Source organism: Cellulomonas sp. Root485, from assembly GCF_001426705.1.
In the GTDB taxonomy this organism is placed as follows: domain Bacteria; phylum Actinomycetota; class Actinomycetes; order Actinomycetales; family Cellulomonadaceae; genus Cellulomonas.
In genome coordinates, this window is the sequence record NZ_LMFC01000002.1 from 848,835 (window position 1) to 861,346 (window position 12,512).

The window sequence follows — 12,512 nt, forward strand, 5'->3', positions numbered from 1 at the left end:
CTCGTGAGCGTGATGGACCGGCTGCGCTCGCCCGGCGGCTGCCCGTGGGACGCCCAGCAGACGCACGAGTCGCTGGTGCCGTACGCGCTCGAGGAGGCCCACGAGCTGGCGGAGGCCATCGAGACCGGGGACCGGAGCGGGCTGCGTGAGGAGCTGGGCGACCTGCTGCTGCAGGTGGTGTTCCACGCGCGCATCGCCACCGAGCACCCGAGCGACCCGTTCGACGTGGACGACGTCGCCGCCGACCTGGTCGCCAAGCTGGTCCGGAGGCATCCGCACGTGTTCGAGGACGCGGAGGTCGAGGGTGATGTGCACGTGCAGTGGGACCGGCTGAAGAACGCGGAGAAGCAGCGCGGCTCGGCCCTCGACGGTGTCCCGCTGGCCCTGGGCGCGCTGGCGCGCGCGCAGAAGATCGCCGGGCGCGCGGGTCGGGCAGGGCTGACGACGCACGCCCCCGCCGGGGACGGTCTCGGGGAGCGGCTGCTCGCGCTCGTGCTGGAGGCGGAGGCCGCGGGGGTCGACGCCGAGGGTGCACTGCGTCGGACAGCGGCGGCCTGGGAGCAGGGACTGAGGGCGGACGAGTCGGTCGCGGGCTCCTGAGACGGACGACGATTCCTCCGAAGGACGGAAGGAAAGCGCTTGCCGAAGGTCCGTTCGAGCCCGTAGCCTGCCCGTGCCCGCCATGATGAGCGCGACACCCGACCACTGGACGACGGAGGAACGCAGCGATGCGCATCGGCATCCCGATCGAGAGCCGACCCGGCGAGCGGCTCGTCGCCGCGACGCCGAAGACGGTCGGCCAGCTGGTCGGCCTCGGCTACGAGGTGGTCGTCGAGAGCGGCGCCGGCGACTCCGCGACGTTCCGTGACCAGGACTACGCGGCCGCAGGCGCGACGGTCGGCGGCGTGGCCGACGTCTGGCACGCCGACGTCGTCGCCAAGGTCAACCCGCCGACGGACGCCGAGGTGGCCTCGTTGCGCCGGGGCGCCACGCTCGTCGCCATGCTCGCGCCCGCGTCCAGCCCGGCGCTCGTCGAGGACCTGCACGCCCGCGGCGTGACCGCGCTCGCGCTCGACGCGGTGCCGCGCATCTCCCGGGCGCAGGCGCTCGACGTTCTGAGCACCATGTCGAACGTGGCCGGCTACCGCGCGGTGGTCGAGGCCGCCGAGGTCTACGGCGGCATGTTCACCGGGCAGGTCACCGCGGCGGGTAAGACACCGCCGGCGCGCGTGTTCGTCATCGGTGCGGGCGTGGCCGGGCTGGCGGCGATCGGGGCCGCGGGCTCGATGGGTGCCCGCGTCCGCGCGTTCGACGTGCGGCCCGAGGTCGGCGAGCAGATCGAGTCGATGGGTGCGACGTTCGTGCAGGCCGAGGCCGCACAGCAGGCGGTGAGCGCCGACGGGTACGCCAGCGCGCTCACGCAGGAGCAGGAGCGGCTGACCCAGGAGATGTACACCGCCGAGACGGCGGACGCGGACATCGTCATCACGACCGCGCTGGTGCGCGGGCACGCGCCGACCACCATCACCGCGGCGATGGTCGCCGGGATGCGGCCGGGCAGCGTGATCATCGACCTCGCGGCCTCCGGCGGCGGCAACTGCGAGCTGACCGTGCCGGGCAAGTCCGTCGTGACGGAGAACGGCGTGACGGTCGTCGGGTACACCGACCTGACCAGCCGGATGCCGCAGCACACGTCCCAGCTGTTCGGCACCAACATCGTGCACCTGCTCCAGCTGCTCACCCCCGGCAAGGACGGGCAGCTGGTGCTCGACCTGGACGACCCCGTGCAGCGGGGGATGGCGGTCACGCACGACGGCGAGGTGCTGTGGCCACCGCCCCCGGTGCAGGTGTCGGCGGCCCCGACCGCGGTGGCGGGGCCCACGGACGAGGAGCGAGCGGCGTCTGCGGCGGCCGCCCTGGCCGACAAGGCCAGGCGTCGGCAGCGGAGGAACGTCGTCCTCGCGTTGCTGGCCGTCGTCGTGCTGCTCGGCATCTCGTTCGCGCCGGCCGTGTTCCTCGGCCACTTCACCGTCTTCGTGCTCGCGGTGATCGTCGGCTACTACGTCATCTCCAACGTGAGCCACTCGCTCCACACGCCCCTGATGGCCCAGACCAACGCGATCTCCGGGATCATCCTGGTCGGCGCGCTTCTGCAGATCGGTGACGACAGCTGGCTGGTGACCGTCCTGGCGGTCATCGCCGCGTCGGTGGCCAGCATCAACGTCTTCGGGGGCTTCCTCGTCGCCAACCGCATGATCCGCATGTTCCGGAAGGACGCCTGACCCCGTGCTGACCTCCGTGGCCCAGGCTGTCTACCTCGCCGCCGCCGTCCTGTTCATCCTCAGCCTCGCCGGACTCTCGAAGCAGGAGACCGCCCGGCGCGGCAACGTCGCCGGCATGGTGGGCATGGCGCTCGCCCTCGTCGCGACCGTCGCGCTCGCCCTGGAAGGCTCCGAGCGGCCCGTCGAGGTCACCGGCACGCTGATCCTGGTGGTGTTCCTCGTCGGCTCGACCGTGGGCACCTGGCAGGCGCGTCGCGTCGAGATGACGCAGATGCCCGAGCTCATCGCGATCCTGCACTCGTTCGTCGGCCTCGCGGCGGTGCTCGTCGGGTACAACTCGTTCCTCACGGAGCCGTCCGACCCCGCCCACCTGGTCGAGGTGTTCCTCGGGGTGCTCATCGGTGCCGTGACGTTCACCGGCTCGATCGTCGCCTACCTGAAGCTGTCCACGAAGATCAGCTCTGCGCCGATGACGCTGCCCGGCCGCAACTGGCTCAACCTGGGCATGGTCGTGGTGTCCGGCGCGCTGCTGGCCTGGTTCCTGAGCAGCGGGAGCGTGTGGCCGCTGCTGCTCATGACGGTCGTCGCGCTCGCCCTCGGCTGGCACCTGGTGGCGTCCATCGGCGGCGGTGACATGCCGGTCGTCGTCTCGATGCTCAACTCCTACTCCGGGTGGGCGGCCGCCGCGGCGGGCTTCATGCTCAGCAACGACCTGCTCATCGTCACCGGCGCGCTCGTCGGCTCGTCCGGTGCGATCCTCAGCTACCTCATGTGCACGGCGATGAACCGCTCCTTCGTCAGCGTCATCCTCGGCGGGTACGGCACCGCCGGCGGGACCGTCGTGGCGGCGGACGCCGAGCTCGGCGAGTACCACGAGATCAAGCCGCCCGAGGCGGCGGAGCTGCTCGCCGACGCCCGCCGCGTGGTCATCACCCCCGGGTACGGCATGGCCGTCGCGAAGGCCCAGTACCCCGTCGCGGAGCTCGTGGCCAAGCTGCGTGCGCGCGGTGTCGACGTCCGGTTCGGGGTCCACCCGGTCGCGGGCCGGCTCCCGGGGCACATGAACGTGCTGCTCGCCGAGGCCAAGGTGCCGTACGACATCGTGCTCGAGATGGACGAGATCAACGGCGACCTGGCCGACACCGACGTCGTCCTCGTCATCGGCGCCAACGACACCGTCAACCCGGCGGCGCTCGACGACCCGTCCTCCCCGATCGCCGGCATGCCCGTCCTCGAGGTGTGGAAGGCCGCCCGGGTCATCGTGTTCAAGCGGTCGATGGCCACCGGCTACGCGGGCGTGCAGAACCCGCTGTTCTTCCGCGACAACACCTCGATGCTGTTCGGGGACGCCAAGGACCAGGTCGAGCACATCATGCTGGCGCTCTGAGTCCACGGGTCGAAGGGCCCGGTACGGGCGGCTGGGGAAGTCACTAGGGTGAGGTCGTAAACCCACCCGCTTCCAAAGGAGCACCCATGGCCAGCATCGAGGCCGTCGGCGCCCGCGAGATCCTGGACTCGCGCGGCAACCCCACTGTCGAGGTCGAGGTCGCACTCGACGACGGCACCATCGCCCGCGCCGCCGTGCCCTCCGGCGCCTCGACCGGCGCGTTCGAGGCCGTCGAGCGCCGTGACGGCGACTCCGCCCGCTACCTGGGCAAGGGCGTCGAGGAGGCCGTCAGCGCCGTCATCGACGAGATCGCCCCCGAGCTCATCGGCTTCGAGGCCACCGAGCAGCGCCTGATCGACGGTGCGCTGATCGACCTCGACGGCACCCCCAACAAGGGCAAGCTCGGCGCCAACGCGATCCTCGGCGTGTCGCTCGCCGTGGCCAAGGCTGCTGCCGACTCGGCCGACCTGCCGCTCTTCCGCTACCTCGGCGGCCCGAACGCGCACGTGCTGCCGGTCCCGATGATGAACATCCTCAACGGTGGGTCGCACGCCGACTCCAACGTCGACATCCAGGAGTTCATGGTCGCCCCCATCGGTGCGGCCACGTACCGCGAGGCGCTGCGCACCGGCGTCGAGGTCTACCACTCGCTGAAGTCCGTGCTGAAGAGCAAGGGCCTGTCGACGGGTCTCGGCGACGAGGGCGGCTTCGCCCCGAGCCTGGGCAGCAACCGCGAGGCGCTCGACCTCATCCTCATCGCCATCGAGAAGGCCGGCTTCACGCCGGGCGTCGACCTGGGCCTCGCGCTCGACGTCGCCGCGACGGAGTTCTTCAAGGACGGCGCCTACCAGTTCGAGGGCAAGGCCCTGTCGAACGAGGAGATGTCGGCCTACTACGAGCAGCTGGTGAAGGACTACCCGCTGGTCTCCATCGAGGACCCGCTGTCCGAGGACGAGTGGGAGGGCTGGTCCCACCTGGTCGCCACCATCGGCGACAAGGTCCAGATCGTCGGCGACGACCTGTTCGTCACCAACCCCGAGCGCCTGCGCAAGGGCATCGAGCTCAAGGCGGCCAACTCGCTGCTGGTCAAGCTCAACCAGATCGGCACGCTGACGGAGACGTTCGACGCCGTCGAGCTGGCCCAGCGCAGCGGCTTCACGACGATGACCTCGCACCGCTCCGGCGAGACCGAGGACACCACCATCGCCGACCTGTCGGTGGCCACGAACGCCGGCCAGATCAAGACCGGTGCCCCCGCCCGCGGCGAGCGCATCAACAAGTACAACCAGCTGCTCCGCATCGAGGAGGAGCTGGACGACGCTGCGCGCTACGCCGGTCGCTCCGCCTTCCCGCGGTTCTCGGCCTGACACACCTCGAAGGCCGGTCGCCCTTGCGTGGGTGGCCGGCCTTCGGCGTGCCCGATCCTGTGAATGTCGCGTCCGGCGCGCCACGGGATCCGATATCCGGGCAGGTCGGGGCGGTACGGGGCAGAATCGACGCCATGTCTGCCCCCCGACGCCCGGCGTCCCCGAGCGCCCCGGGTCGGCGTGCGGCGGCTCCGCGGTCCGGGACCCCCACGCCAGCGGCAGGCGTGCCGCGCGGGAACGCCGGCAGTCGTCCGTCGGCGCCGCGCTCCGGAGCGACACCGCGCGTCGGCCCGACCCCGTCGTCGTCGCCGAAGCCCTCCTCGTCGCGACCCTCCGCCACCCGGCCTGCCACCCGCGGGACACCCACCCCGCCCCGCGGAACCCCGCGTGCGGAGCGGGTGCAGCTGCGGGTGCCGCGGCTGTTCACCGTCCGCGCGATGGTGTTCTCCTGCGTTCTCCTGCTGGCGTTCGTGCTGGTGTACCCGACGCTGCACTCGTACCTGCAGCAGCGCGTCGAGGTGGACCAGCTGCGGGCCCAGGTGGAGGCGGCTCGGCAGCGCAACGACGACCTCGAGGCGGACCTGCGGCGCTGGGACGACCCGGCGTACGTGACCGCACAGGCGCGCGAGCGGCTGTCGTTCGTGCTGCCGGGGGAGAAGGCGTTCCGCGTCGTCGACCCCGAGACCGTCCCCGACACCGCGCCGACCGCCGACGGACCCGCCACCGTGCTGGACTCCGGGTCGACGCTGCCCTGGTACGCGAACGTGTGGGAGTCGGTCGAGGTCGCGGGCGAGACCCCCGTGCTGGGTGCGGAGGATGCGGCGTCGCCGGGCGACAATGGGACGCCCGCACCGCCCGCCGGCGGCTGACCGGACCCCCTGCACGAACGGATCGACCCTGTGGCTCCCACCTTCGACGACGTGACCGACCAGGACATCGCCGTGCTCGCCGAGCAGCTCGGCCGGCCCCCGCGCGGGGTCGTCGGCATCGCCGCCCGCTGCGTCTGCGGCCGTCCGCTCGTGGTCCGCACGGCCCCGCGGCTGGATGACGGCACCCCCTTCCCGACGACGTACTACCTCACCTGTCCGCCGGCGGTCGCGGCCGTGAGCACCCTCGAGGCCGGCGGGCTGATGAAGGAGCTCACCGCGAGGCTCGCCGAGGACGAGGAGCTGGCCGCCGCGTACCGCCGCGCTCACGAGGCCTACCTGGTGGACCGCGAGGCGCTCGGCCACGTCGAGGAGATCGCGGGCATCTCGGCCGGCGGCATGCCGACCCGCGTGAAGTGCCTGCACGTCCTGGTCGGCCACGCGCTGGCGGCGGGCCCGGGCGTCAACCCGATCGGCGACGAGGCCCTCACCCTGATCCGCGACGACTGGCGCCCGGACCGCTGCACCTGCTGACCGCGGCTGCATCACCGGACGTCCGCACGATCGAGCGCCCGGACGACCGATTCCGCGGACGTCACCTGTCCGTGAGGGCAACGTCCGCACATTCGCGCGTCCCGACGACCCGATCCGCGGACGTCCGAACTGTGCGCGCTCGTCCTCGGGCGTTGCGGGTGGGGCTCGTGGTCCGGTGCGAGGATGGTCCGCGTGACTCGTGTGGCTGCCATCGACTGCGGGACCAACTCCATCCGGCTGCTCGTCGCCGACGTCGACCCGGACGCCGGGACGCTCGTGGACCTCGACCGGCGGATGGAGGTCGTGCGGCTCGGTGAAGGCGTGGACCAGACCGGTCGGATCGCCCCCGAGGCCCTCGCGCGGACCCTGGACGCGGCCCGTCGCTACAACGACATCTGCACGGAGCTCGGGGTCGAGGCGATCCGGTTCGTCGCCACGTCGGCGTCGCGCGACGCGGAGAACCGGGCGGACTTCGTCGACGGGGTGCGTGCCGCGCTGGGCGTAGAACCGGAGGTCGTCGCCGGGCAGGAGGAGGCCGAGCTGTCGTTCCGCGGAGCCACCGGTGTGCTCGGCGGGCGGCACCCCGGACCGTTCCTCGTGGTCGACCTCGGTGGCGGCTCGACGGAGCTGGTGCTGGGCACGACCGCCCCCGAGGCGGCGCTCTCCATGGACGTCGGCTGCGTGCGGATGACCGAGCGCCACCTGCGCAGCGACCCGCCGACCGCCGCCGAGATCGCCGCCGCGCACGCCGACGTCGGCGCGGCGCTGGACACCGCGTCGGCCGTCGTCCCGCTCGGCAAGACCGTCACGCTGGTCGGCCTCGCAGGGACCGTCACCACCGTGACCGCCCACGGGCTCGGGCTGCCCGCGTACGACCCCGACGTCATCGACGGGTCGGTCCTGCCGGTCGACGTCGTCCTCGCGGCGTGCGACGACCTCCTGGGGCGGTCCCACGAGGACCGTGCGGCCCTGGGCTTCATGCACCCCGGCCGCGTCGACGTCATCGGCGCCGGCGCGCTGGTCTGGGCGGACGTCATCCGTCGGGTGCGCGACGAGGTCGCCGCCGCCGGCGGGGAGCTGACCGAGGTGGTCACCTCCGAGCACGACATCCTCGACGGCATCGCCTGGAGCATCGCCACCCGCTGACCACCGGATGGGCCGCAACGTCCGCACATTCGAGCGTCCCCACGACCGATCCTGCGGACGTCGTGGCTGGAGATGCCGCGAGGTCCGCACTCCGTCGGGTTCCCACCCACGCGAGCGCGGACGTCCGCATGGTGGGGCGACCTGGGGGCCGGAGCTGCGGACGTCCGAGGGAGTGAGCGCGCGGCGACACGCCTGGCGCGTGGTGGACGGTAGTGCGCAATGTGTAATAGCGTCTCGCCTGCGGGAGCCGGAGGGGGTTCCCGCACCAGCTCGCCGGTCCGGTGCCGTCGGTCGCCCTGCGGGGCGGTCGACGCCACCGGGCGCGAACCCCGGAGGACCCATGGACACCACACAGCTGCTCAAGGGCGTGCTCGACCTGGCGGTGCTCGCCGTCGTCTCCGACGAGGACGGGTACGGGTACGACGTCGTCCGTCGGCTGCGCGCCGCGGGCATCGAGGAGGTCGGCGACGCGTCGGTGTACGGGACGCTGCGGCGCCTGTACTCGTCGGGGGCGCTGACGTCGTACGTGGTGCCCAGCGACGAGGGGCCGCACCGCAAGTACTACGGGATCAACGCGCAGGGCCGGGCGATGCTCGAGGCGCAGCGCAAGGACTGGCAGGAGTTCGCAGGCACCATGGGCCGCCTGCTCAAGACGGAGGTCGTGCGATGAGCGTGCTGGACACCACGGACGTGCTGGACGTCGCCGGGTACGCCTCGGCGGTGCGCCGCAGCCTCGCCGACCTGGGCCCGGAGCTGGTCGACGACCTCACCGACGACCTCGAGGCCGACCTGGCGGAGGCGCTGGACGACGAGCGGCACGTGGCGCACGGCCGCGGGGTCCTGGAGCAGTTCGGGCCGCCCGAGGACTACGCCGCTGAGCTGCGGGCGGCGGCCGGACTGGCACCGGCGACGGCTCCGGGTCGACGGGTGCGGTTGAGCGACCCGGTGGACGACGCCCGCCGGTTCGGCCGCTGGATCCTGCGGCGGCTGCGCGCGCTGACGTGGTGGGCGCCCGTCGAGGCGTTCCTGATCGCCCTGCGGCCGGTGTGGTGGCTGCTGCGCGGGTGGGTCGTCTACCAGCTCGTCGCGATGATGTCCGGGGCGTCGGGGTGGCTGCCGCGGAACCTTGCGGCGTTCCTGGTGCTCGTGGGCACGGTGGTGCTGAGCGTGCAGTACGGCCGGGGGGTGTGGTTCCAGTCCCGTCGCGTCGCGTGGGTCGCGGTGACGGCGAACGTGGTCGCGGTCGTCGCCGTGCTGCCCCTGCTCGGCGGGGCGCACGACCGGGTGCTCGCGAGCGAGTCCGTCTACGCGGACTACACGGCGGGCCGGCTCGGCGTCGGCGGAGGCACCCAGACGATCATCCAGGACAAGGCGGTCGACGGGGTCGTCGTCGACGGCATGCAGGTGAGCAACCTGTTCGTGTACGACGCGGACGGCAACCCGCTGACGGACGTGCAGGTCTACGACGACCGCGGGCGCCCGGTGCGCACCACGTTCGACAACGGCTTCGATCAGTACTGGTTCCCCGAGGCCACGGAGCCGTGGTCCTTCGTCAGTCGCGTGGACACCGACGGTCGTGCCCGGTGGAACGTCTACCCGCTGCAGGGTGCGCCGACGTCCGAGTTCACCTACGACGACGCGGGTCTGCAGGTGCTGCCGGCGGGGTCCAGCGCGACGACACCGCCCTGGCCGTTCGCGAAGGCGCCGTCGCTCGACGACCCCCCGGAGGCGGCGATCGGCGCGGAGGGCCCCGTCCCGTCGCCGTCGCCCACCAGCACGCCGTGACCTCCGTCGGCGGCACCCGGCGAAACGGGTGCCGCTGACGCCCTCGGGCTGCGAGAATGGGCGGTGGGAACGCTCCCACCGCTCAACGAGGAGAGGCATGCCCGCTCAGCCGAACCGCCGCACGGTCCTGCAGCTCGGTGCGGGGGTGGCCGCCGCCGGTGTGCTGGCGGCCTGCACGTCCGACGGGTCGGTGACCGCGACGCCGACGCCCACAGCTCCCGGGTGGCTGCCGCCCGCCGAGCCCATGGCGTTCCCCGCGGGCTTCGTGTGGGGCGCGGCGACGTCGGCCTTCCAGGTCGAGGGCTCGACGACGGCGGACGGGCGCGGCCCGTCGATCTGGGACACGTTCGCGGCGACGCCGGGGCGGATCAGCGACGGGTCCACGGGCGACCCGGCTGCCGACCACTACCGCCTGTGGGAGTCGGACCTCGACCTGATCGCGGACCTCGGGCTGCCCGCCTACCGGTTCTCCGTGGCGTGGCCACGGATCCAGCCGACGGGCTCCGGTGAGGTCAACCAGGCAGGGGTGGACTTCTACCGGCGGCTGGTCGACGGGCTGCTGACGCGCGGGATCCACCCGGCGATCACGCTCTACCACTGGGACCTGCCGCAGGCGCTGCAGGACGACGGCGGCTGGACGGTGCGCGACACCGCGGACCGCTTCGGGGAGTACGCCGCGATCATGTTCGAGGCACTGAAGGACGTCGACGCCACGTGGCTGACGATCAACGAGCCGAAGACGACCGCGTACGTCGGCCACCGGTGGGGCGCGCACGCTCCGGGGATCAGCGACGTCGACCAGGCGGCCGCCGCGATCCACCACCAGCTCCTGGGGCACGGCCGGGCGGTGCAGGCGTTCCGGGCGAGCGGCGCCGCCGGGGGCATCGGCATCGCGCTGAACCTGCTGCCCGTGTACCCGACGAGCCGCGAGGCGGACCCGGCAGCGGTGCGCACCGACGCCGTCGAGAACCGGATGTTCCTCGACCCGGTCCTGCTGGGGCGCTACCCGTCGGACGCGCTCGGGTCGAAGCCGGGCCAGCTGCCCGCCGATGGCGAAGCCTTCGAGGCTCTGGTCCAGGACGGCGACCTCGAGGTCATCAGCGAACCCCTGGACGTGCTGGCCGTCCAGTACTACGGCGTGACCGGGGTCGATGACGTCGGCAACCAGGTCGAGGTGTACCCGACGTCGGCGGCGGTGTGGCAGCAGGTCCACCCCGAGGGCCTCTACGACCTGCTGATGGACCTGCTCATCGACTACCCGGACGCCCCCCCGCTCGTGATCACCGAGAACGGCATCCCGGACCCGACGTCCGAGGGGACCACCGACGACCCGGAGCGGCTCGAGTTCCTGCGCGCGCACCTGCAGCAGGCCGCACGGGCCATCGGCGACGGTGTCCGGCTCGTCGGGTACTACGCGTGGTCGCTGCTGGACAACTTCGAGTGGGCCGAGGGGATGAGCCAGCGCTGGGGGCTCGTGCACGTCGACTTCGAGACGCAGGAGCGGACGCCCAAGGCGAGCGCGGAGTGGTACTCGTCGGCGGTCCGCGCGAACGAGGTTGCACCGTCCTGAGTTCCCACTGTGCGCATCATCACCGGCCTCCCGTGGGGCGTTCACCCCCCTGCGCCGTTACCGTTGAGGCATGCCTATCCCCGTCTCCGACGTCGCCACCACGTCCAGCACGGATGCGCCGGCCCGTCCGGGCAAGCCGCGCAAGGTGCCCCGTGTCGTGATCCTCGGCGGCGGCACCGTCGGGCTGTACACCGCGCGTCGGCTGCGCAAGCGGCTCGGCAAGCGCGAGGCGGCCATCGTCGTCGTCGACCCGCGCCCGTACATGACGTACGCGCCGTTCCTGCCCGAGGCCGCAGCCGGGTCCATCGACCCCCGCAACGTGGTCGCGCCCCACCGTCGTGCCCTCAAGGGTGTCGACGTGCTGCAGGGCAAGGTCAGCGAGATCAACCACTCCGGCCGCACGGTCCAGATCACCCCCGAGGAGGGTGACCCGTACTGGATCACCTACGACCACCTGGTGGTCGGCCTCGGCTCGGTCGCTCGCACGCTGCCCATCCCCGGGCTCGCGGAGCAGGGCATCGGATTCAAGAACGTCGAAGAGGCCATCGCGGTCCGCAACCACGTGCTCAACCGGATCGACCTCGCGGCCAGCACCTGGGACCCGGAGCTGCGCAAGCGCATGCTCACGTTCGTCTTCGTCGGCGGCGGGTTCGCCGGCATCGAGGCGCTCGGCGAGGTCGAGGACATGGCCCGTGCCGCGGTGAAGTACTACAAGGCCATCGAGCAGGAGGAGCTGCGCTTCGTCCTGGTCGAGGGGTCGCCCCGCATCCTGCCCGAGGTCAGCGAGGAGCTCGGGGGGTACACGCTCGAGCAGCTGCGCAAGCGGCAGATCGAGATCCACCTGTCGACGTTCCTGAACAGCTGCGTCGACGGCCACGTGGTGCTCTCGAACAAGCTCGAGTTCGACGCCGAGACCATCGTCTGGACCGCCGGCGTGAAGGCCAACCCGGTGCTGCAGAACTCGGACCTGCCGCTGGACAAGATGGGCCGGGTCACGTGCAACGCGGCCCTGCAGGTCGTCGACGCGGAGGGCACGGTCGTGGCCGACGCGTACGCCGCCGGTGACTGCGCGGCCGTCCCGGACCTGTACAACCCGGGCCAGTTCTGCCCCCCGAACGCCCAGCACGCGCTGCGCGAGGGGAACCACCTGGGCGACAACCTGGCGAGGGTCCTGCGCTCGGCCGAGGTGACCGACTACAAGCACAAGAACATCGGTGCCGTCGCGTCGCTCGGCATGTACAAGGGCGTCGCGCAGATGTTCGGCCGCATCAAGGTCCGCGGCTTCCTCGCGTGGGTCCTGCACCGCACGTACCACGTGGCGGCCATGCCCACCTGGAACCGCAAGATCCGCATCGCGGCCGGCTGGACCGGCGCGCTGCTGCTGCGCCGCGAGGTGGTCGCGCTGGGCACCCTGCACGACCCGCGCGCCGAGTTCCGTGCCGCGTCGGTGCCGGCCAAGCCGCGTGCCGTCGAGCCGGGCGAGGCCGACCCGGCGTTGCCGCCCCAGAAGGCGGAGCCCGGATCGCCCGCAGCGAAGAAGTCCGCGAAGACCGCCTGATCGGCTTCGGCGCGAGC

General features: G+C 72.2%; 11 protein-coding genes. All 11 read left to right on the forward strand.

Translation table 11 applies throughout. The features are described from left to right. The first annotated feature begins 12 nt into the window (after positions 1–12). The gene (locus ASD16_RS12465; RefSeq protein ID WP_055918387.1) at positions 13–600 is read left to right on the forward strand and encodes a MazG family protein; all 588 of its coding nucleotides are present in this window, start codon (positions 13–15) and stop codon (positions 598–600) included. A gap of 128 nt (positions 601–728) precedes the next feature. Continuing rightward, on the forward strand, positions 729–2,282 hold the full coding sequence (locus tag ASD16_RS12470; RefSeq protein ID WP_055917507.1) for a Re/Si-specific NAD(P)(+) transhydrogenase subunit alpha: 1,554 nt from the start codon (positions 729–731) through the stop codon (positions 2,280–2,282). A gap of 4 nt (positions 2,283–2,286) precedes the next feature. Continuing rightward, positions 2,287–3,669 carry a Re/Si-specific NAD(P)(+) transhydrogenase subunit beta gene (pntB, locus tag ASD16_RS12475; protein ID WP_055917510.1) on the forward strand — a complete coding sequence of 461 codons (1,383 nt, stop codon included), beginning with the start codon at positions 2,287–2,289 and terminating at the stop codon, positions 3,667–3,669. 86 nt (positions 3,670–3,755) lie between these two features. Further along, positions 3,756–5,036, forward strand: a complete 1,281-nt coding sequence (eno, locus tag ASD16_RS12480; protein WP_055917512.1) for a phosphopyruvate hydratase — start codon at positions 3,756–3,758, stop codon at positions 5,034–5,036. A 410-nt stretch (positions 5,037–5,446) separates the two neighbouring features. Next, the gene (locus ASD16_RS12485; RefSeq protein WP_235523268.1) at positions 5,447–5,905 is read left to right on the forward strand and encodes a septum formation initiator family protein; all 459 of its coding nucleotides are present in this window, start codon (positions 5,447–5,449) and stop codon (positions 5,903–5,905) included. A gap of 21 nt (positions 5,906–5,926) precedes the next feature. After that, a complete protein-coding gene (locus tag ASD16_RS12490) occupies positions 5,927–6,436 on the forward strand; it encodes a DUF501 domain-containing protein (RefSeq protein ID WP_055917515.1) in 510 nt (169 codons plus the stop codon). A 192-nt stretch (positions 6,437–6,628) separates the two neighbouring features. Further along, positions 6,629–7,582: a Ppx/GppA phosphatase family protein gene (locus ASD16_RS12495; protein ID WP_082570808.1), complete on the forward strand. Its 954-nt coding sequence runs from the start codon at positions 6,629–6,631 to the stop codon at positions 7,580–7,582. A 340-nt stretch (positions 7,583–7,922) separates the two neighbouring features. After that, on the forward strand, positions 7,923–8,252 hold the full coding sequence (locus ASD16_RS12500) for a PadR family transcriptional regulator (protein ID WP_055917522.1): 330 nt from the start codon (positions 7,923–7,925) through the stop codon (positions 8,250–8,252). Beyond that, the gene (locus ASD16_RS12505) at positions 8,249–9,367 is read left to right on the forward strand and encodes a hypothetical protein (RefSeq protein ID WP_055917526.1); all 1,119 of its coding nucleotides are present in this window, start codon (positions 8,249–8,251) and stop codon (positions 9,365–9,367) included. Before ASD16_RS12500 ends, ASD16_RS12505 begins: the two co-directional genes overlap by 4 nt. A 97-nt stretch (positions 9,368–9,464) precedes the next feature. After that, positions 9,465–10,937 (forward strand): GH1 family beta-glucosidase, encoded by a 1,473-nt coding sequence (locus ASD16_RS12510; protein ID WP_082570809.1) that lies wholly within the window; start codon positions 9,465–9,467, stop codon positions 10,935–10,937. Positions 10,938–11,007: 70 nt separating this feature from the next. Then, a complete protein-coding gene (locus tag ASD16_RS12515; RefSeq protein WP_055917528.1) occupies positions 11,008–12,495 on the forward strand; it encodes an NAD(P)/FAD-dependent oxidoreductase in 1,488 nt (495 codons plus the stop codon). Positions 12,496–12,512 lie beyond the last annotated feature (17 nt).

What these genes read in the sequence shown, in the direction of transcription:
- ASD16_RS12465 (WP_055918387.1), top strand. Translation starts at nt 13, where the DNA reads ATGGACCGGCTGCGCTCGCCCGGCGGCTGCCCGTGGGACGCCCAGCAG.
- ASD16_RS12470 (WP_055917507.1), top strand. Translation starts at nt 729, where the DNA reads ATGCGCATCGGCATCCCGATCGAGAGCCGACCCGGCGAGCGGCTCGTC.
- eno (WP_055917512.1), top strand. Translation starts at nt 3,756, where the DNA reads ATGGCCAGCATCGAGGCCGTCGGCGCCCGCGAGATCCTGGACTCGCGC.
- ASD16_RS12500 (WP_055917522.1), top strand. Translation starts at nt 7,923, where the DNA reads ATGGACACCACACAGCTGCTCAAGGGCGTGCTCGACCTGGCGGTGCTC.
- ASD16_RS12505 (WP_055917526.1), top strand. Translation starts at nt 8,249, where the DNA reads ATGAGCGTGCTGGACACCACGGACGTGCTGGACGTCGCCGGGTACGCC.
- ASD16_RS12510 (WP_082570809.1), top strand. Translation starts at nt 9,465, where the DNA reads ATGCCCGCTCAGCCGAACCGCCGCACGGTCCTGCAGCTCGGTGCGGGG.
- ASD16_RS12515 (WP_055917528.1), top strand. Translation starts at nt 11,008, where the DNA reads ATGCCTATCCCCGTCTCCGACGTCGCCACCACGTCCAGCACGGATGCG.